The 19708-nt window shown below is 37.9% G+C and carries 20 protein-coding genes and 1 CRISPR repeat array; of the genes, 4 read left to right on the plus strand and 16 right to left on the minus strand.

The window, feature by feature from the left end:
- The coding region (locus ACLTU0_RS03525; protein WP_412321415.1) for a tyrosine-type recombinase/integrase at positions 1 to 446 on the plus strand (446 nt) is incomplete at its 5' end.
- 359 nt (positions 447 to 805) lie between these two features.
- Here ACLTU0_RS03525 and ACLTU0_RS03530 read toward each other — a convergent pair.
- The 3 genes from ACLTU0_RS03530 to ACLTU0_RS03540 form a co-directional block, all read right to left on the minus strand.
- Positions 806 to 2029, minus strand: coding sequence for an ATP-binding protein (locus ACLTU0_RS03530; RefSeq protein ID WP_412321416.1), 1224 nt, complete (start codon positions 2027 to 2029; stop codon positions 806 to 808).
- A gap of 700 nt (positions 2030 to 2729) precedes the next feature.
- Positions 2730 to 3779, minus strand: a complete 1050-nt coding sequence (locus tag ACLTU0_RS03535; protein ID WP_412321417.1) for a phosphotransferase — start codon at positions 3777 to 3779, stop codon at positions 2730 to 2732.
- 30 nt (positions 3780 to 3809) lie between these two features.
- A complete protein-coding gene (locus ACLTU0_RS03540; protein ID WP_412321418.1) occupies positions 3810 to 4985 on the minus strand; it encodes a glycoside hydrolase family 88 protein in 1176 nt (391 codons plus the stop codon).
- 180 nt (positions 4986 to 5165) lie between these two features.
- Between ACLTU0_RS03540 and ACLTU0_RS03545 the strand changes: the two genes are divergently transcribed.
- The gene (locus tag ACLTU0_RS03545; RefSeq protein WP_412321419.1) at positions 5166 to 5948 is read left to right on the plus strand and encodes an immunoglobulin-like domain-containing protein; all 783 of its coding nucleotides are present in this window, start codon (positions 5166 to 5168) and stop codon (positions 5946 to 5948) included.
- Between the two features lie 17 nt (positions 5949 to 5965).
- On the opposite strand, the gene ACLTU0_RS03550 is transcribed toward ACLTU0_RS03545, so the two are convergent.
- The 3 genes from ACLTU0_RS03550 to ACLTU0_RS03560 are packed head-to-tail and all read right to left on the minus strand — an operon-like array spanning position 5966 to position 8485.
- Positions 5966 to 6352: a DUF4186 domain-containing protein gene (locus ACLTU0_RS03550; RefSeq protein ID WP_412321420.1), complete on the minus strand. Its 387-nt coding sequence runs from the start codon at positions 6350 to 6352 to the stop codon at positions 5966 to 5968.
- Complete coding sequence (malQ, locus tag ACLTU0_RS03555) at positions 6339 to 7892, minus strand: 4-alpha-glucanotransferase (RefSeq protein WP_412321434.1); 1554 nt, start codon at positions 7890 to 7892, stop codon at positions 6339 to 6341. Before malQ ends, ACLTU0_RS03550 begins: the two co-directional genes overlap by 14 nt.
- Positions 7823 to 8485, minus strand: coding sequence for an HAD family hydrolase (locus ACLTU0_RS03560; RefSeq protein WP_308456583.1), 663 nt, complete (start codon positions 8483 to 8485; stop codon positions 7823 to 7825). Before ACLTU0_RS03560 ends, malQ begins: the two co-directional genes overlap by 70 nt.
- A 159-nt stretch (positions 8486 to 8644) precedes the next feature.
- Between ACLTU0_RS03560 and ACLTU0_RS03565 the strand changes: the two genes are divergently transcribed.
- On the plus strand, positions 8645 to 9241 hold the full coding sequence (locus tag ACLTU0_RS03565; protein ID WP_022229368.1) for a DUF5067 domain-containing protein: 597 nt from the start codon (positions 8645 to 8647) through the stop codon (positions 9239 to 9241).
- 43 nt (positions 9242 to 9284) lie between these two features.
- On the opposite strand, the gene ACLTU0_RS03570 is transcribed toward ACLTU0_RS03565, so the two are convergent.
- The 6 genes from ACLTU0_RS03570 to ACLTU0_RS03595 all read right to left on the minus strand — a co-directional run bounded on the left by ACLTU0_RS03570 (position 9285) and on the right by ACLTU0_RS03595 (position 14786).
- The gene (locus ACLTU0_RS03570) at positions 9285 to 10304 is read right to left on the minus strand and encodes a GGDEF domain-containing protein (protein WP_412321421.1); all 1020 of its coding nucleotides are present in this window, start codon (positions 10302 to 10304) and stop codon (positions 9285 to 9287) included.
- A 133-nt stretch (positions 10305 to 10437) separates the two neighbouring features.
- Entirely contained in the window at positions 10438 to 10791 is a 354-nt protein-coding gene (gene rplT / locus ACLTU0_RS03575) for a 50S ribosomal protein L20 (RefSeq protein ID WP_412321422.1), read from the minus strand.
- A gap of 22 nt (positions 10792 to 10813) precedes the next feature.
- Complete coding sequence (rpmI, locus tag ACLTU0_RS03580; RefSeq protein WP_022229365.1) at positions 10814 to 11017, minus strand: 50S ribosomal protein L35; 204 nt, start codon at positions 11015 to 11017, stop codon at positions 10814 to 10816.
- 29 nt (positions 11018 to 11046) lie between these two features.
- A complete protein-coding gene (gene infC / locus ACLTU0_RS03585; RefSeq protein WP_337599319.1) occupies positions 11047 to 11544 on the minus strand; it encodes a translation initiation factor IF-3 in 498 nt (165 codons plus the stop codon).
- A gap of 251 nt (positions 11545 to 11795) precedes the next feature.
- Positions 11796 to 13355: a sodium/proline symporter PutP gene (putP, locus tag ACLTU0_RS03590; protein ID WP_022229363.1), complete on the minus strand. Its 1560-nt coding sequence runs from the start codon at positions 13353 to 13355 to the stop codon at positions 11796 to 11798.
- Positions 13356 to 13430: 75 nt separating this feature from the next.
- Positions 13431 to 14786, minus strand: a complete 1356-nt coding sequence (locus ACLTU0_RS03595) for an MATE family efflux transporter (RefSeq protein WP_412321423.1) — start codon at positions 14784 to 14786, stop codon at positions 13431 to 13433.
- Between the two features lie 182 nt (positions 14787 to 14968).
- On the opposite strand from ACLTU0_RS03595, the gene ACLTU0_RS03600 reads away from it, so the two are divergent.
- Positions 14969 to 15892, plus strand: a complete 924-nt coding sequence (locus ACLTU0_RS03600) for a DMT family transporter (protein ID WP_022229361.1) — start codon at positions 14969 to 14971, stop codon at positions 15890 to 15892.
- Between the two features lie 208 nt (positions 15893 to 16100).
- A CRISPR array of direct repeats spans positions 16101 to 16739; the repeat unit is 33 nt; unit sequence ATTTCAACTCACACGCTCCGTGGGGAGCGTGAC.
- Between the two features lie 145 nt (positions 16740 to 16884).
- On the opposite strand, the gene cas2 is transcribed toward ACLTU0_RS03600, so the two are convergent.
- The 4 genes from cas2 to cas7c are packed head-to-tail and all read right to left on the minus strand — an operon-like array spanning position 16885 to position 19708.
- Positions 16885 to 17175 carry a CRISPR-associated endonuclease Cas2 gene (gene cas2 / locus ACLTU0_RS03605; protein ID WP_022228957.1) on the minus strand — a complete coding sequence of 97 codons (291 nt, stop codon included), beginning with the start codon at positions 17173 to 17175 and terminating at the stop codon, positions 16885 to 16887.
- Positions 17176 to 17184: 9 nt separating this feature from the next.
- Positions 17185 to 18207 carry a type I-C CRISPR-associated endonuclease Cas1c gene (gene cas1c / locus ACLTU0_RS03610; protein ID WP_412321424.1) on the minus strand — a complete coding sequence of 341 codons (1023 nt, stop codon included), beginning with the start codon at positions 18205 to 18207 and terminating at the stop codon, positions 17185 to 17187.
- Complete coding sequence (cas4, locus tag ACLTU0_RS03615; protein ID WP_412321425.1) at positions 18204 to 18848, minus strand: CRISPR-associated protein Cas4; 645 nt, start codon at positions 18846 to 18848, stop codon at positions 18204 to 18206. The genes cas1c and cas4 overlap by 4 nt, the downstream gene beginning before the upstream one ends.
- On the minus strand, positions 18845 to 19708 hold the full coding sequence (cas7c, locus tag ACLTU0_RS03620) for a type I-C CRISPR-associated protein Cas7/Csd2 (protein ID WP_412321426.1): 864 nt from the start codon (positions 19706 to 19708) through the stop codon (positions 18845 to 18847). Before cas7c ends, cas4 begins: the two co-directional genes overlap by 4 nt.

Raw genomic sequence — 19708 nt, forward strand, 5'->3', positions numbered from 1 at the left:
GTTTGGTGGATTGTCTGAGAGAAGCGAAAGAAAATTCCATATCAGATTATGTGATTGCTGACAGCAAGGGAGAGCCGCTTGCATATTCACAGTTTCAAAGGGTATGGCAGTATGTAGTTGTCCGTTCCACTAAGCCCCGGAACTACTATAAGTATGTAAATGGGGAGAGTATCAAATATACGGTTACTCCAACGCTGGGCATGACACAGAAGAATCAACCCAAAATCAGATATACGATAGATTTTGATGTGACACCACATCAGTTGCGGCACACTTACATTACCAATCTTCTCTATGCAGGGGTGGACCCTAAGACGGTTCAGTACCTTGCAGGACATGAAAACAGCAAAACAACTATGGACATCTATGCAAAAGTGAAGTACAATAAACCAGAGGAGCTTTTTGAGGTGGTAAATGATGCGCTACATCAGAGGGTTTCTGATTAAAAAAGTACCTATTTTTATGGTTAAGGAATAGGACAACCGAGACCTGAAAGGGCAAAAAAGCCCGGAATATCAAGGAAAAACGGCAATCAAAGAATTTCAGTACGGTCTAAAAGCCGCTCGTCGTGCTCCACAGTTCTCAAAAAGATAAGTTTTTTATCAAACAAATCCCACAATCATGCCGATTGTGGGATTTATTTTTTGTCTTTTACCGCAATTTTGCCACAAATAATTGTGGTAATCAGTAATATATCATTTTACACAAAAGTAATTTGTATAATTCTTGCTTTTAGCATATTTTTTTATTTTCAACCGGATTCATGATACCACATCGATTTTGTTTCTTCTAAACACAACGTAAATTAAATCATCCAAATAGGTACAATATAATTGTCGCTATCAACTGCGGAAAGAGTTTCTTTCATACAAATAATTGCACCTTTACCTCTTGGAACAGATGCTTTATCTAATAATTTAAACGGTTTTATAAGTTCGGTTCCGGGACTGGCAGTTCTTTTTATTTCAATAGGATGAAGCATACCGTCACTTTCAATTACAAGGTCAATTTCATTACTGTTTGTATCACGGTAATACCATATAAGGCATTCTTTTGCATTGTTGTGATACGTTTTGATAATCTCAGACACAACGTAATTTTCAAGTATTGCACCATTAATTGCACCGTTTGCTAAAATCTCCGGAGATGAATATCTTGTAAGATATGCAACAAGTCCGGTGTCAAAGAAATACATTTTAGGAGTTTTTATTGTTCTCTTTAGCAAGTTATTTGAATAAGGACGTAAAAAAAATACAATATCAGATTTTTCAAGAATCTTTAGCCAACGCTTTGCCGTATCGTTAGAAATCCCAACATCTCTGGCAATATCTGACACATTGAGCATTTGACCTGCTCTACAAGCAGCAGAACGAATAAAATCGCTAAATATCATTGTATCATCAATATCAGCTATCTCTTTTACGTCTCTCTCTATATAAGTTTGAAGATAACTGCTATAAAACAGATCTCTGTCTGTGTATTTTCCGCTTATATGTCCGGGCAAAGAGCCACTCCATATACGTCTGTATATTTCATTAAGATCAGCCGGTTTATTTATTTTACTACGTTTCTTTAATTTATCTAAATCAATAGAAAATGGTTCGGTTTTATCATGCCCATAGATTTCATGTTGTGAAAGTGAAGGCATGTGAATAATAGCAATTCTTCCGGCCAGAGATTCTTGCGCAAGTTCCATGAGCTTAAATGGTTGAGAACCTGTGAGCCAAAATGAACCGGGAGCAGCACCTTTGTCTATTGCCATTTTTATATAAGAAAACAGTTCAGGTGCATATTGAACTTCATCTATCAAAATTGGTAATGAGTGCATTTGCAAAAAAAGTGCCGGATCCTTTGATGCTAATTTTCTTTCTTCTATATCATCCAACAAAACTTCTTCACGATTATCATCCATTAATCGCTTTAGTACAGTGGATTTACCAACTTGCCTTGCACCTGTTATCAAAATACAAGCATATTCTTTAGAAGCAGATTTAATTTTTTCCTCTAAGTCACGATTTATATATGTCATGGATATTCTCCTCTCATATTTTAATCCAATTATATTATATATCAATCACGCATTATTGTCAACGTTAATTTAAGATTGCATCGTAAATCAGCCTAAAACATTCATCGATTGTTTCTATCCAAAAAAATCACGTTTTATATTTTCTCTTGGTGGTACATAGCTCTTATCATAATAACAAATACTATAACTACTATTATCTATCATCTCATAATTTGCTCTACATAAACAAATTTTCTGATATTATTTTTTAATAATTAAGTATCTTCAAAATCTTCCATAACATCACCATAAAATATTATAGATATAATATACATCTATTTATTGACATTATATCACATAATATTAATAAAATAAATCCAATAATTAAAAATTGTATTTTTAACTTATATGCTATACTCATTTAGGAGTCACTCTCTTAACCACTGCTTTCTTTTTTTCTTGAATACTAATGTGTTATATTTTAAGAGAGTAAACTCCTTTCGATAAACGTTATATGCGAATTTGTAAGTTCAGAAAAGTTATGGGACCCCTTGAGCAGTCTACCGTGCATAACACGTATGCAACATTTGGTGTAAGAAATCCCTTGTTTTAAGGCTTTTCAAGATATCAAAACGTTATCAAAGAGATAAATTTTACGACATATCAAAAATACCGCAGTCTTACGACTACGGTATTTTTTTATTGCTAAAGCATGCAAATCTTATAATAATATGCCTTTATATTGATTTTTCAAAAATTGTGATAATTCATCTTTATTTTTATAAAGCCATCTGCAGAACTCTGTTCGCCACACAGCAAAATCAATTATATCAAAAGGATTACTTTCCAAACAACTGTTAATATACTGTGGATATCCATATGCGCTACGTACAATATTAAAATAATAAAAATATGGCATCATTTCCACATCCAATAAAGTCAATTCATTTTCTTTCAAATAAGCATCAATGTATTTTTTAAATTTTTCAAAATCCATATCTTTGGCATTTCGACATTCCTCTGCACTATATGTGTAGGAACGCATTACCTCCCATACCAACGGAACATATGCTGCTCCCGAAAAATCAATAACAGATTTAATATCATTATCAGAACAAATCAATTGAAAATTATTATAATCTCCATGACTATTACCTTGTGTCAGCTTGCAATATCTTTCATCAAGTGTCATATTACTTAATAACTTTATTTTAAATTCACAATCTTCTATAATCTTTGCTTTTATATTGATGTCATCTAATTTTTCTGTATGATAAATGATTTTCTTATACCTATTAATGCTTTCATCTGAATTCCAACTAACAAACCAACTAGAATTAAAACCAATAGGAAGTTTCAAAAAATTTTCCAAGCATTTGTTAATACGTCCTAAAAGTCCAGCCTCTTTAAATAATATAGTATCAGGCACACAGTTCATCTGAAATGTTTTCCCCTCAACAAATGTTTGTAGATGAATTGTTTTTTCCTTAAATACATTTATATAATTTTCATCTGCATTTTGTATAAAATCAGAGCATGAGATTCCATGTTGATTCAAATAATTACATACAGTAATTTCTCTTTCTATATCAGATTTTTTATATTTTGATTGGAATTCTTTAAGCAGATATATACCATCTTTGCTAATAATTTTATAGCAATTGGCGCTTCCAATATTCTGTTTGCATACGTTTATTGTCTTAATATGATAGTTATTATAAATATATTCTTTTATTGTTTCTTCTGTAAAAACAGATTTTTCTAAACTCATTTTTCTATACCAATTTCTAAATTGCTAACCTTACCAATATGGATTCCAGTCGCTTGTCAGACGTGTAAGTGCCTCCATATAGAAATAATCTCCCCATGTATTACACTCATCAACACCGCCGTTATTACACGTATTATACGGCGTTTTCTTTGCGTATGTGCCGTGAAGTAAAAGTCCGTTAGACTCTTTACTGTCTTTAACGGCACAATTATCAATAATTGCTTTAAGCAATCTTTTAGCCGTCTGCGTATAATATTCAGCCTCATCTTTATCAAGATATTTAGCCATTTCAAGCATACCGCATACCGCTATAACACCTGCTGAAGAATCACGCGGTTCATCACTGCCGGTATCAAAATCAAAGTCCCAATAAGGCACTAAATCCTTCGGCAAATGTTCCATAAAATATTTTGTTACACGTTTAAATATATCCAAATATTCTTTATTTCCTGTTTTGGAATACGCAACCGCACTGCCGTATATTCCCCAAGCCTGACCTCTCGCCCAAGCCGAGCCGTCACGATTACCCTGACAAGTAACGCCCTTTGTCGGCTTACCTGTTTCCATATCAAAGAAATATGTATGATATGTCGAATTATCGTCACGCACGATATTTTCCATCGCTGTTTTTATATGTGCCTGTGCTTTTTCTGCATACTTTTTATCACCTGTCACCTTGCTCGCCCAGAAAAACAACGGCATATTCATAAGACAATCTATTATAAGTCTGTAATTGTCCTTATCGCCTATTTTGCCCCACGCCTGAAAGAACTGACCTTTTTCGTGAAAACGTTTCATCAAATTATCCGCCGCCAAAAGTGCCGCACGTTTACCAACTTCACTGCCTGTAAGCTTATATGCCGCAACGCAAGACGGGCTGTACAAAAAGCCCATATCGTGATGGTCGGTATTAATATGATGTTCTATTCTGTAAAGGAAGTTGTCCACTTGACAAAGTGCCGCTTCCTTTAATTTATCGTCTTTGTTACTCTCATAAGCAAGCCACAATTCACCGGTCCAAAAACCCTCTGTCCAGTCTGTATTTTCTGTTTGCCTGTAAAAATTATTTTCACTGTTTGCACCCGGAAAACAGTCAAAAAACTCGTCAACATTATGTTCAATAAGCGAAACCGCCTTATTGTGTGCGTCACGAATTTCTTTATCATCAGCCACCGGATAGCCTTGTAATTCTTCCATAGTTATCATACTTAAAATCACACTCCTTATATAATAATTATACCAACACGACCAAGTTATTTCAATAGCAATAATTTAATGTCAATAAATTTAACGTATAACAATAGGCAAGCCGAAAATATAGGCTTGCCTATTCAGTCTACCTCTTTAATTATCCTTTAACTCCCGAAGATGTAGCGTTTTCAATATATGAGAATAGTGTTTGACTCGGCAACATCGACGTTCCAAGTATACAAAGACGATTCACTCTCTCCTGCAAAGACCACAGGTACATTGCAATCCGGTGCATCTGCCGACACATTCTCAATGACAAACTGGGGTAAGGCTAACAACGGTGCATATTTGAGCGGTGTTCGTTTTGCGGCAAACAAGGATATGACCCCGACCGATTTTGTAAAGATTAAATCGCTAAAGCTGTACGAAATTGAAAGAATGGCTGATACAGCCGTTGACAGTGCCGTAGCGGCAATCACAATCGATAAACTTACGAGCACACCGGAATGTGTAGAGCAAAACATCACTTTGCCGCAAATCACTTCAGACGACGCAGAAGTAACATGGACATCTTCCGATACATCAGTTATCGGCAATGACGGTACATTCTACGGTTCATCAAAGGCAACAGACGTTACAATGACGGCACAAATCACAAATAAAACAGACAGCTTTACAGTTTATAAAGACTTTCGTCTTTCTGTTCCGGGTGAAGAAACAGTAAAATTGAGCAAAAATTTTGATGACAACGGTATGAACGTAACAGTTAAGAACAATTCTTCAGACAGCTTAACTATAAAGGTTTTAGTCGGCGTATACAACGACAATGATACTCTTAAAACAGCTAAACTTCAAACTGTCACACTTGATTCAAAAGCAGAACAAACAATTTCATTTGTAGGTATCACCTCCGACAAATCAGTTTCAATATTTGCATGGGACAAGGATATGACACCACTTACAAATGTATTGCAATAACACAAAAAATACACCTATCATTCGATAGGTGTATTTTTCATTTGTTTTTCAATCCAAGCCATAAGCAAATTCACTATTTTTTCTTGTTGGGCCGGAGTAAGTTCAACATTTTTCGGTATTCTGTACCACTTGTTAAGGCAACCGCGGCAGCAGCACGCCGTTGCGTGTTGTGCAATAAACACAGGGTGTCCGCGCATGGGTGTTTGCTTGCCGTCATTTGCAATAAATGACGGTGCAAGTCTGTCACGAACAAAGTCACTGGCATGAGAACGTATAGTGTCCATACCTTTATTTTTTACATACTCCCTATCCTTTTCTTTCAGCTTAAAACTACTTCTGAACTTTGACTTTTCCAACTTTAAAAGCGCCTGTTCAATCGTCTGCATAAAATCACTGTCTTTCATATCTTCCGTATGTACAGGTTATATCAGCAATTTTCTTTGCGAGTTTGTCAGTCAAATCATTCTTACCCATTCTCCACTGCCAGTTGCCGCCGAGTACAGACGGTGTATTCATTCTTGCCTCACTGCCGAGTTCAAGATAATCCTGCATTTGAATTATCGCCGTATCACTCACACTTGCCATAGCAGTTTTAATGAGTTTCCAAACAATATCATCCTCCGAATCAATGTACTTTTTACAAAATTCAAGTGTATCTTCGTCAAGCTCATCAATCCAACCAAGCACTGTATTATTATCGTGCGTGCCGACATAGACAACGCTGTTTGAATTATATGTATACGGCAAATAATTACTTTCTTCACGCGGATCAAATGCAAATTCAAGCACTTTCATACCCGGAAAACCCGAATCCCTCAACAGCTTATGCACGTCCTCTGTCAAAAATCCCAAATCCTCCGCTATAATCGGCAAATCGCCCAATTCATTTTTAACGGCATTGAACAATTCAATTCCCGGACCTTTCAGCCACTGACCGTTTTCGGCGGTTTTATCCCCGTAAGGAATCGAATAATACCCCTCAAATCCTCGGAAATGGTCGATACGAACAACATCATACAATGACGTTGCACTCTTTATTCTGTCTATCCACCAATTAAAGCCGTATTCTCTGTGCCTGTCCCAATTATACAGCGGATTTCCCCAAAGCTGACCTGTAGGAGAAAATGCGTCCGGCGGACAACCCGCAACAGCTTTCGGCACAAGATTTTCGTCAAGTTCAAATAAATCGGGATATACCCAAACCTCCGCACTGTCAAGCGCAACGTAAATCGGAATATCGCCGATTATCGACACACCGTTGTCATTGGCATACTTTTTAAGTTTGTTCCACTGTTCAAAAAATTTAAACTGCACAAACTCCCAAAACATAACGTCATCTTCGTGCGACGACTTAAATTCCCATAACGAATGAGAATCACGTTTTCTTAATGCGTCCTCCCATTCAAGCCAAGACTTGCCGTCATTTTCATTCTTTATGCTCATAAACAACGCATAGTTTGAAATCCATCTTTCGTTTTTCTGCAAGAAGTCATAAAATTCCGACAAATCACCTTTTTTAAATTCTTCAAAAGCAATTTTCAAAACCTTAAAACGATTTTCATAAATTGTTTCGTAGTCAACATTTTTCCTGTCTTTGCCCCAATCAAGCTTTGAATAGTCCGATTTTTTCAAAAGACCTTCTTCACGCAAAATATCCATATCTATAAAATACGGATTGCCTGCATTCGTTGAGAACGACTGATACGGCGAATCGCCGTAGCTTGTCGGGCCAATCGGCAGAATCTGCCAACACTTTTGTTTTGCACTCTTTAAAAAATCCACAAATTTATATGCCTCTTTGCCCATTGTACCGATACCGTAATCAGACGGCAACGATGATATGTGCATTAAAATACCGCTTTTTCTCATTTCTTCTACCTCCCGATAAGTTGTAAAATTACATGCGGATTTTCCGCAATATAGTCTGCACCGGCTTGTACCAATTCATTTCTTGTTCTGAATCCCCAAAGCACTCCGACCGACGTCATTTCGGCATTTTTCGCCGTAAATATATCAACATTGGTGTCTCCCAAGAACAGACACTCCGACGGCTTTACACCGAGTTTTTTCGCTATTTCAAGCGCCGTAAAAGGATTGGGTTTTGTCGGCATACCGTCAATAACTCCATGCACCGCGTCAAAATAATTTTCACCGAAAATATTATCGGTAACAAAATGCACGACATTATCCGGTTTATTTGAGCATACCGCAATTTTTATGCCGTTCTCTTTCAGTTCTTCAAGCAATTCTCTTATTCCGTCATACGCATCTGTATCATAAAGATAATCATTTTCATAATTTTCGTCATACACATCACGCACTTTTTCAAACATTTCCGCATTATCCTTGCCGTAAACTCCGAGCATTCTGTGAATAAGTTTATCTCTGCCGTCACCGACATATATTTTATAATCCTCTACCGGAATTTCGGGCAAACCGAATGCCGCAAGTGCAATATTACCAAAATGTGCAATAGCATTTATCGTATTTGTAAGCGTACCGTCAAGATCAAATATACACGCTTTAATATTACTCATAAAATCACCTCATTATGTTAATTATATATCTTGAAAACTATTATGTCAATGTGAATAGATTATGAATTTTTCTTGATATGCTTGATTTTTAAAAAACACTGTGATAGTATATCATTAAAGCTTCTACAAAATTGTTTTTTGAAGAAAGGATATGTAAATATGAAAAAAAGTTTAATCGTTATTGCCGCATTAATTCTTGCAATGTCAGTTGCGGGCTGTGGTAAAAAGACAGAAAATACAAATACAACACCTCAGCAGACTGCGCAGGCAGATGCGTCGGGTGCATACGAAAACGGCAGTGCAACAGAAACTCTTGACGGTCAGGACTATTCAAAGAATGTCGATATGGCGGCAGTTGAAGGTACAGAGGCAAAATCAGATACAAAAGCGGATAGCTATTCGGGTGAAGTAAGCAACAACGATATTTCTATCGAGGAAGCAAAACTTATCAATTATGATGACAGCGACGTTGTTGTTGTGTCATTTGAATTTACAAACAAAACCGATTCAGACCAATCATTCAGCGGAGTATATGACGTCATCGCCGAACAAAACGGTTCTTCATTAGCTCCTGCAACAGTAATCGGCGTGGACGGTGTGGAACTTCTTACACTTTCACAAAATATTGCTCCGGGTGAAACAATTACTGTTCAAAAAGCGTACAAGCTTGACAGTAAGTCGTCACCGCTTGAAATAACAGTTCAGCCGTTCTCTTCAGACGACGAATCATTCGTTACAAAGACATTTAATTTCTAAAACAAATAAAAAATATCTCTGCACAATGCAGAGATATTTTTTATTATGCTTTAACAACCACATTTTTACCGTTAATTTTGCCTCTGTACAGCAATTTATCGGCACTTTCAAGAAGAACATCATCGACTTTACCGCTATCACGTTCGATAATTCCGAACGTCATCGTAACGTAAATATTGTTATTTTCATAAACAAAATTTTTATTTTCGATAGTTTTTCTTAAGTTTTCAACTTTTACAAATGCGCTGTCAATATCATCATTACAGAACATAAACACAAATTCTTCACCGCCCCACCTGCATATATCAACATTCTCCAAGCCGAGCGATTTTCTCATAATCTCCGAAATATTCTGCAGTACATAGTCACCGCATAAATGACCGTATGTATCGTTTATTTTTTTGAAATCATCAATATCACCGATACAAATGACCACAGATTTATTGTCCTCGCTGTCCTTAATTCGTTCCATAAACATTCTTCGGCTTTGCAAGCCTGTAAGTCGGTCGTAATTTGCAAGATTGTTAAGAGTCTTGTTTTCATCAACGAGCTTTCTATGCGTTACAGTTGCCGATACGTCCGATATGTACGCACCTATCAATATAATTCCGACTGCCAAAACGGTATTGTATATTGTAACAAAAACGATATGTACTTCTGCCTCCGAGTAAATATGACGGCAATGCAATGTCAAACCTATATACAACAGTACCTCACATATCGAAAATATATATGTTACACTCCGATGTTTAAACGGATTAAAATACACAAATGTTGCCATAGAAATCAAATACAAGGCAAAATCCGACGAATATCCGCCATTTAGCACCGTCACCGTAACAAACGCCGATACTTCCAAATGCACCAGTACAATACAAACGCGATAATATCCTTTCAGCACAACAAACAGCATTAATATATAAAATATCACACTGCCGATATTATACATAAACGGTATCTGCATTGAAAAATGCTTAAATATAAATAGAAACGAAATATGGAATATTTCACATAAGACAATAATCTGTGTGTAGACACTTTTAACATTGTCTTTAATTCTCATAATATATCTCCCTATTCTCTATGAGTATATTATACACGTTTCTTTCGACAAAAACAAGATTAATTTAGAGTTATTTTTCATTTTTTGCATAAAAAAAGTGACAGACTGAAAATCTGTCACAATGTACTCCAAATTAAAGAGCAGCCTTAGCTGTTTCAACAAGCTTTGCGAATGCAGTGCTGTCAGCGATAGCGATTTCAGAAAGCATCTTTCTGTTCATTTCGATACCTGACTTCTTAAGACCGTTCATAAATGTTGAATAGTTAATACCGTTTTGCTTACAAGCAGCAGAGATTCTTGTAATCCAAAGGCGACGAAAATCTCTCTTTCTTCTTTTTCTGCCTACATAAGCATTTTGCATTGAACGCATAACAGCTTGGTTAGCAATTCTGAATTGCTTGCTTTCAGCACCTCTGAAGCCCTTAGCAAGCTTTAATATCTTCTTATGTCTTTTTCTTGTATTTAATGCACCTTTTACTCTTGCCATTAGTTTCTACCTCTCTTTCGAATTATTTGTAAGGAATAAGCTTTTTAATAACTGCTGCGTTAGCCTTTGAGCAGTAAGCTTGCTTTCTTAGATGTCTTTTTCTCTTAGTTGTCTTTTTGTTCAAAATGTGTCTTCTGAACGCCTTGTTCATCTTAACCTTACCATTCTTAGTTACGTTGAATCTCTTAGCGGCGCCTCTGTGAGTCTTTATCTTAGTCTTAGCCATAATGCACACTCCTTCCGAATTAAATAATATTATGACAAGGGAGCAAGAAACATTGTCATATTTCTGCCCTCAAGCTTAGCCGGTTTTTCAACAGTTCCGGCTTCTTTAGCCTGTTCTGCAAATCTTTCAAGCAAGGTATAACCAATCTGTGAATGACTTACCTCTCGACCTCTGAAACGAACTATAACCTTTACCTTATCGCCCTTTTTAAGGAACTTTATTGCATGATTACACTTCGTATTGAAATCATTTGTATCGATAGACGGTGAAAGCTGAACCTCTTTGATGTTAATAACCTTTTGGTTCTTTCTGTTTTCTTTTTCACGCTTATTAAGCTCAAACTTGTACTTTCCGTAGTCCATAATCTTGCATACCGGCGGCTTTGCCTGCGGAGCAATCTTAACCAAATCCATTCCCTTTTCATACGCAATATCCTGTGCTTCTTTTGCACTCATTACGCCAAGCTGTTCGCCATCAGCTGAAACAACTCGAATTTCGTTATCACGAATTTGTTCGTTAATCTGCAAATCATTCTTACTAATTGTTAATCCCTCCTTAAAACATAAACAAAAAAACGGCTGCAAAACGCACCCGCACAATACACCGATACCTAAAGTATCTGTATATTTACCGCAAAGCCTTCGCCGTACGGTGAGAACGGATTGTTCTGCTTGTTTTCTTTTCTGAAATATTATATCAGATTATTTATTCCCTGTCAAGCATTTTTATTAAATATTTTCAAAAAAGGTTGCCGGCATTAGCCGACAACCCTTTTATATTATACATCTGCTGTTTTAACCGATTCAAATTCTTCTATAACTTCCTTTGACGGAGCTTTTGTGGCAAGTGACACTATAAAGATAAGTGCAAGCGATACAATGAATCCCGGAATAATTTCATATACGGTAAATATACCCGGAAGATTATCCGCACCCCATATAGCAGTCGGAACATATGCCCACAAAAGTGCTACCGCACCGCCGGATATAACACCTGCCAATGCACCGTATTCATTACAGCGTTTCCAGAACAGGCTGCAAAGAATAACCGGACCGAATGCCGCACCGAAACCCGCCCATGCGTGAGCAACGATTTCAAACACCGATGAATTAGGGTCAAGTGCAAGCAAGCAAGCTATAATTGCAACAACCACAATCGTGATACGGCTTACGTTAAGCAATGTCTTTTCCGAAGCATTCTTGTTGAAAAGCGTGTTGTATATATCCGATGAGAATGATGATGACGCAACAAGAAGCTGTGAATCGGCTGTTGACATAATAGCTGCAAGTACAGCCGAAAGCAACAATCCCGCAATCACTGTCGGGAACATATTCTGTACAAGTACCATAAATACTTTCTGTGTATTTGCGCCCTCAAGCATACCGTTTGCATTCAAAATGCTAAGTGATGAAGGGTCTGTAATCTGACCTGTTTTGAACATATATTGAATATACGGCGATGCCAATATACCAACCAATACAGCCATAGCAAGACTTACAATAACCCAAACCATAGCAATTCTTCTTGCAGGCTTAATATCCTTTGATGACTTTATGGCCATAAATCTTGTAAGGATATGCGGCTGACCGAAATATCCAAGTCCCCACGCAATAGCACTGACTATACCCATTGCACCGAAACCTTCCGATACACCAAGTGTAATTTTACCGATTTCCGACCATTCAAATGTATTTGAAGTAAGACCTTTATACATAAAGCAAGGTACAACGATTATTGCGGCAAACATAAGCAATCCCTGAAACAAGTCTGTCCAACAAACCGCTTTAAATCCGCCAAGGAATGTATATGCCGTTACAACGACAACGCTCAAAATAAGTGCAGGTATATATCCGATACCGAATACATAGTCAAACAAATTAGCACCTGCCGCAAACATTGACGATGTATAAACCGTAAAGAATATCAAAATAAACAACGCCGAGAATATACGAAGTACGTTTGATTTTGAATGAAATCTGTTTTGCAGAAAGTCGGGAATTGTGATTGAATTGCCTGCAATCTGTGTATATTTTCTAAGCGGTTTTGCAACGATTAACCAGTTAAAATATGTACCGAGTGCAAGACCTATTGCAGTCCATATTGCGTTTGTAGCACCCGAACCCAACAAATATGCAGTACCCGGAAGTCCCATCAACAGCCAACCGCTCATATCCGAAGCCTGCGCACTTAGTGACGTTACCCAAACGTTCATACCGCGTCCGCCAAGTACATAATCGGAATGTGTTGAATTTTTTTTGTAGAAAACAAATCCGACCATTACCATAGCGATAAGATACAGAAGTAATACAATACCCTGTATTATACTTTGTGATGTCATATTAATACCTCTCTTTTTTTAAATATACTACTCATTATATCAAAAAAGGATAAAGTTTGCAATATTAAATATACATCAATAATTAATTTTAGCGAAATTTGCTTTTTTAATAATGCGATTTATTATAATGAAGTAAGCAATCATAAGCCAAATTGTCGCCCCAAACCACGCAACAGGTGACGCAATACATACCGCCGCAAATTTCAAATACGACACAAGTACAAATGCAACAAGCGAACGCATAACCAGTTCCCAAACACCGCCGAAAAACGCAATCATACTACTGCCTATACCTTGCAGAGCATTTCTGTAAACGAACAGTAAACCGAGTATCACATAGAATATACCGTTTAGAAGAAGGTATTCTTTTGAAAGCGACATAACTTCATTCTGACCGCTGCCGACAAACAATGCAACAAGCGGTTTTGCGAACGTAATAACAACAAATCCGCCTACAATACCGCAAACCGTTGCGATAATCGCCGCACCCGTCACACCTTTTTTAATTCTTTCAAGCTCTCTTGCGCCGTAATTTTGTGCGGTGTATGTCGCAACCGCAACGCCCAATGACGCAAGCGGCTGTGTTGCAAATTGGTCTATTTTCGAACCGGCTGTAAATGCCGCAACGGCAGTTGAACCGAGCGAATTAAGTGCCGATTGGATTACCATTGTACCGATGGCGGTTATCGAAAACTGAAACGCCATAGGCAAGCCGACTTCAAGGTGTTGCCAAGCAAATTTCCAAGAGAATTTCCAATCGTGCTTTGTAAGTCGTAGAATCGGGAATTTTTTCAAACTGTATACAAAGCACAATATACCCGAAATAAATTGTGCGATAACAGTTGCCCAACCCGCACCGGCAACACCCATTTTAAATGTAAGAATAAACACAAAGTCAAGTATAATATTGATAATACTTGCGATTATCAAGAATACAAGCGGTGTTTTACTGTCGCCGAGCGAACGGAGTATACTTGAAAACAAGTTGAAAAATACCGCTGCCGCAATACCTTCAAAAATTACTATTATGTAATTGTACGAATCGTCTATAATGTCGGACGGAGTTTTCATAATCTCCAAAAGCGGTCTTGCCGCCAATACGCTTATCGCCGTCATAACAATCGTTACGGCTATACCTAAAATAATGCTTGTCGCAACGGAACGCCTTACGCCGTTTTCACTACCTGCACCGAATCTCTGTGCGGTTATAACCGCAAAACCGCTCGTCACACCTTGCACAAATCCCACAATCAAAAATGAGATTGAACCTGTCGCACCAACCGCCGCAAGTGCCTCAACACTTATAGTTCTTCCGACAATAATCGTATCCGCCATATTATAGAACTGCTGAAATATATTACCTATAAGAAGCGGTACCATAAAGCTTAATATCAACTTTATCGGACTGCCCTTAGTCATATCGTTAGTCATATGTAATCTCCTCTCTTTGTTTAATGCCTGAACTATTATAGCACAATGTTTTTATTTTTCAATACTTTTTTCAAAAATTATCAAATAATCGCAAAAGTTATAAAAAACTAAATATTTTTCTTGTTTTGATTGTGATTTTGTGGTACAATCGAATGGTTGTTGTTTTTGAGGAGGGTAATATTATGAATAAAAAATTATTAACAAAAACACCTGTCGTCTGCGGACTTGCGATTATATGCTGTCTGCTTTGGGGAAGTGCTTTTCCTTGTATTAAAATAGGTTATCAGATGTTTAACATTCCGTCCGGTGCGGTCGGCTCACAATTTCTTTTTGCCGGTATTCGTTTCACACTTGCCGGTATACTTACAATTCTTTTCGGAAGTATTTTAAGCAAAAAAATACTTGTACCGAAAAAAGAATCACTTTTTTCGGTTTTTAAACTTTCTATGGTGCAAACAGTTTTGCAGTATGTGTTTTTCTACATAGGCTTGGCGAATACATCAGGCGTAAAATCTTCTATTATAAATGCCGCAAACGTATTTCTTTCAATATTATTTGCAGTATTTATATTCAAGTACGAAAAAATGACGGTTTTAAAAGTTTTGGGATGTGTTGTAGGATTTTTAGGAGTTGTTGTGATTAACCTTGCGAACGGAGGTTTTGATATGAGTATAAAACTTTCCGGTGAAGGTGCTATATTGCTTTCAGCGGCAGCTTATGCACTTTCATCGGGTATGATTAAAAAATATTCTAAAGATGAAAACCCTGTGGTTCTTAGCGGTTATCAGTTCTTTTTAGGCGGTATTATTCTTGTCGTTGTCGGAATAGCAACAGGCGGTAAGATTTCCGGATTTACTCTTGCATCTATCGCACTTCTTATATATATGGCGATGATTTCAGCTGTAGCATATACTTTGTGGGGAATATTGCTTAAATATAACCCTGTCGGTAAAGTTGCCGTTTTCGGTTTTACAAATCCGATCTTCGGCGTTATCCTTTCGGCTGTTTTTCTCGGCGAGAAAAATCAAGCTTTCGGTGTTCAGGGTCTTGTAGCACTTGTCCTTGTTTCAGTCGGCATATTTATGGTTAATAAATCTAAAAATTAGTTATTCTTCGGGCGGTTATTCACCGCCCATTTTTTGTTTGCTTGCCACTTAGCCGACTTCGTCACCGGTTCCCATTAATAGAGCCTTTTATACCTCTCCTTGAGGAGAGGAGGCACGCAGTGACGGAGTGGTGGCTCCGTAAGGCGGTAATCTGCCACTTATCTCCTATTTTCTGTAATTACTATTTTGTGTAGGATGGCACCCCGACGTCCCCACTTACACGCTCCGTGGGGAGCGTGACCACTACCATTAATCAATATTTTTGTGTTACTGCCATTTCAACTCACACGCTCCGTGGGGAGCGTGACATAACCTAACGTCAATATAGCATTTGCGTGATTAATTTCAACTCACACGCTCCGTGGGGAGCGTGACAAAAATGAATTGACAGGCTTTGTACCCGTCGAGCATTTCAACTCACACGCTCCGTGGGGAGCGTGACAAACGGATTTGACAGCGTACGCCAAGCCGTTGAAAATTTCAACTCACACGCTCCGTGGGGAGCGTGACTCGGAACACGCCCCTTTCGTTTACGGAACGGGTATTTCAACTCACACGCTCCGTGGGGAGCGTGACAAAAATGAATTGACAGGCTTTGTACCCGTCGAGCATTTCAACTCACACGCTCCGTGGGGAGCGTGACGGAGTGTTCAGCATATGGGCGATAATCGTACTGGCGATTTCAACTCACACGCTCCGTGGGGAGCGTGACTTGTAATATTGTCAATTTCCTGTCCTGTTTTCAAAATTTCAACTCACACGCTCCGTGGGGAGCGTGACATATTTCAAATTCAGTGAAAGCCGAAGAATCAGCATTTCAACTCACACGCTCCGTGGGGAGCGTGACACTACATATTGTATATGTGAAGTCACACCACCACAACAGAGCGGACATTTTACTAAAAATCACTTTAAAAAGCGATATTTTTTACATAATATGTATTATTTTTTCAGCGAACCTCCATATAAAACCAATATCACTGCACGTTCGCTCACAAAATCAAACTGCCCTCAGGGTCATATGTTTCCTTTGCACCTATATGCTCCACTCTCCTCTTCCAATTATTACCCAAATAATAGAATCGAAGGCTATCTTGTTCTTCATCAATAATTTTCATAAGTCTATCTTTTAATTTCAAGAATGTTCCGTAATCAACATCAACTTCAAACACAGAATTTTGCACTCTTTGTCCGTAATTAACACATTCCTTTGCAACCTTGCGAAGTCTTTTCCTGCCTGCCGCATCGACAGTTGACACATCATAACTTACCAAAGTCATCATCAATATCACCTACTTCACCAAATAACACGGATACTCGTCAATTTCACCACGCACAAATTTTGCAAGCAACATACTTTGCACATACGGCAAAAGTCCCATAGGAATTTTTTCCTTCAAATACGGATGTATCATATCGGTACGTTTTTTCTCCTGCCATTTTGAGAGCACCTTTTTCCTGCCGTCATCATTCAAGAAAACTGCACCGCTTAACTGTACGTCAAAATCTTCGGGTTTAATAATTTTAAGATTTATTAATGTCAACACAAATCTTTCAACAATACATCTCCCCTCCTCGACCAAATCGCACGCAAGCGATTCACGTCCAGGACGAAGCGAATGATAAAATCCCATATAACTGTCCAATCCCACACTTTCAAGTGCCGCCGCATATTCACGGGTAAAAATCGTATATAAAAACGACAACATTGCATTCACCCTATCGAGCGGAGGTCTTTTACTTCTCATTGCAAAACAGAAATCGTCTTTTTGATGAAGAATAAGGCTGTCAAACACATCAAAATATGCCTTTGCACCGTTACCCTCCGTACCGAGTATACCATCATAATCATCTGTGATATACACGCTTTTAATACAACCGTCCAAGCGTTCTATACAATGAGTCAGCTTGCCGTCCTCATCAATTTGCGGATAATCTTTAAGCGTTCTTTTCACAACACTTTTTGTATTCGCCAATTTTGCGGCAACGGTATTTTGTCTTAAAAGTGCAGGCGGTTTTGAAAAAAGTTCGTATTGACGTTTTCTCAGCAACACATTTCCGTGTGACGCACCCTGCACGCGAGCCAAAAATCTGCCTGACGGAGATATGAAGTTAATCGGTATGCCGTAATCGGCACACTTCCCCATGAGTGCAGGCGAACAGCCAAGATAGCTGAAACAAAATATTGCCTCAATATTTGAAAACGGAAGTCGTAATTTAACCTCATTATTTTCCTTACATACAACATTTTCGCCGTCGAGAGTCATGTATATATTTTCATTTGTGACATACAAAGTATTCAAAAGTTTTCTCATACGCAATCCTCCTCAATAAGCTGTTTAATGCTGTACTTTTTCGTTTTAGGCATACACAAATCTTTAATCGAGCAACCACTGCACTTTTGGCCTTTTATTTTTGGAGGAATAACACCGCTTTCCATTACGTTTTGCATTTTACCGACCAAATCATCAAGCAATGCTTTATACCTGTCGTACTCCTCATCAAACGGCATTTTCACACGTTTTCTTGTATCGGCATAATATATGTACCCCTCACTGTTGTATTTCCAAATATAGTCCGCACACAATTTTTGAGCAAACACCTGTATCGCGTCAGTTTCTCTTATAGAGCCGTCTTTAGGCTGTGTAGGCTTGTATTCCACAAGTCTGACAGTGTACTTTCCGTCAAGGCCGTCTATCGGTACGCCGTCTTTATTTTTGCAAAACTCTATACAATCCGCAACGCCATACAAATCAAGTTCATCATTATACAAAGTAACCGAGCTTAAAACAACCTTGTTATTGCTTTTGAATTGGTGTTTGCCCGAATGTACGTTTTCGTGCATAATATTCGCCAACACAACCGAAACATTTTCAACCCAAGCATTCTCAATTTCAAGCAATCCGAATCTTCTCGGGCAATACATATAATGCTGTATTGTCCTTATATTAATCATGCTTTCTCCTGAAGTTCTACTCCTTCAGGCATATTTTTATCGACAGTGATTTCATAATCATTGAAACTTCTCGGAACTTCCACTCCGTCTTTTTTGCCGATAACAATTTTGTCAAACAACACATTCGCCGGAGCATTTCCGAGTACGGAATCATGCTTGAATACATAAAGTTTTCTTACGCACATTTTACCTCTTGCGGCACTTCTGTCGTGTTCAAACATATTGATAATGGCCTTCCACAAAAGTTCAAGGTCTTCTTCCGAAAACTTAGTAATTTTCTGTGCAAGCATAGCCGACACATATCCGTCCGCCCTGTACAAGCCATACGGTACTATGCTCTTTCTGCCCATTTCCGTTTCACCTGTATCACGCTTATCTTCTGTTGTTCTTGCCTGTCTTGTAATTGTTATATCCTGTGTAAATATCGGATCAACACTCTTTGCGAAACTAATCTGAACAGGACCTCTGACAATACCGCATGGGTCGTTACCTGTACTCATAACCGCACCGAATGTTCTTACATCAAAATAATTTTGACATATGTAATCTCTTGCCGCTCTTACCGCCTCAGGATTTTTACCCTTTTGACCTGTCTTTTCGCCTATTGCCTCATATGCCTCCGTAAATTTTGTGTTAAGTGCCTTATCAGGCTTTACAAGAATATTATAATACGGCTCATCTTCTTTAAAAATTTCCACAAAGTTGCGGATTTTTCTCTTTAAGCACACATCTGTAACAAGTCCTGCCGACGTTTCGGGATCAATTCTCGGCATATTGCCTGCATCGGGATCACCGTTAGGGTTGCCGTTTTCTACATCAAAAATAACTGTAAATTCGTATCTGTTTTTAATTGGTTCCAT

The organism is Hominilimicola sp., from assembly GCF_046972485.1.
Lineage (GTDB): Bacteria > Bacillota > Clostridia > UBA1381 > UBA1381 > Hominilimicola > Hominilimicola fabiformis.

Coding starts and splice junctions, on each gene's coding strand:
- ACLTU0_RS03530 (WP_412321416.1), bottom strand. CDS start 2,029: ATGACATATATAAATCGTGACTTAGAGGAAAAAATTAAATCTGCTTCT.
- ACLTU0_RS03535 (WP_412321417.1), bottom strand. CDS start 3,779: ATGAGTTTAGAAAAATCTGTTTTTACAGAAGAAACAATAAAAGAATAT.
- ACLTU0_RS03540 (WP_412321418.1), bottom strand. CDS start 4,985: ATGATAACTATGGAAGAATTACAAGGCTATCCGGTGGCTGATGATAAA.
- ACLTU0_RS03545 (WP_412321419.1), top strand. CDS start 5,166: ATGAGAATAGTGTTTGACTCGGCAACATCGACGTTCCAAGTATACAAA.
- ACLTU0_RS03550 (WP_412321420.1), bottom strand. CDS start 6,352: ATGAAAGACAGTGATTTTATGCAGACGATTGAACAGGCGCTTTTAAAG.
- ACLTU0_RS03560 (WP_308456583.1), bottom strand. CDS start 8,485: ATGAGTAATATTAAAGCGTGTATATTTGATCTTGACGGTACGCTTACA.
- ACLTU0_RS03565 (WP_022229368.1), top strand. CDS start 8,645: ATGAAAAAAAGTTTAATCGTTATTGCCGCATTAATTCTTGCAATGTCA.
- ACLTU0_RS03570 (WP_412321421.1), bottom strand. CDS start 10,304: ATGAGAATTAAAGACAATGTTAAAAGTGTCTACACACAGATTATTGTC.
- rplT (WP_412321422.1), bottom strand. CDS start 10,791: ATGGCAAGAGTAAAAGGTGCATTAAATACAAGAAAAAGACATAAGAAG.
- rpmI (WP_022229365.1), bottom strand. CDS start 11,017: ATGGCTAAGACTAAGATAAAGACTCACAGAGGCGCCGCTAAGAGATTC.
- putP (WP_022229363.1), bottom strand. CDS start 13,355: ATGACATCACAAAGTATAATACAGGGTATTGTATTACTTCTGTATCTT.
- ACLTU0_RS03595 (WP_412321423.1), bottom strand. CDS start 14,786: ATGACTAACGATATGACTAAGGGCAGTCCGATAAAGTTGATATTAAGC.
- ACLTU0_RS03600 (WP_022229361.1), top strand. CDS start 14,969: ATGAATAAAAAATTATTAACAAAAACACCTGTCGTCTGCGGACTTGCG.
- cas2 (WP_022228957.1), bottom strand. CDS start 17,175: ATGATGACTTTGGTAAGTTATGATGTGTCAACTGTCGATGCGGCAGGC.
- cas1c (WP_412321424.1), bottom strand. CDS start 18,207: ATGAGAAAACTTTTGAATACTTTGTATGTCACAAATGAAAATATATAC.
- cas4 (WP_412321425.1), bottom strand. CDS start 18,848: ATGATTAATATAAGGACAATACAGCATTATATGTATTGCCCGAGAAGA.
- cas7c (WP_412321426.1), bottom strand. CDS start 19,708: ATGGAACCAATTAAAAACAGATACGAATTTACAGTTATTTTTGATGTA.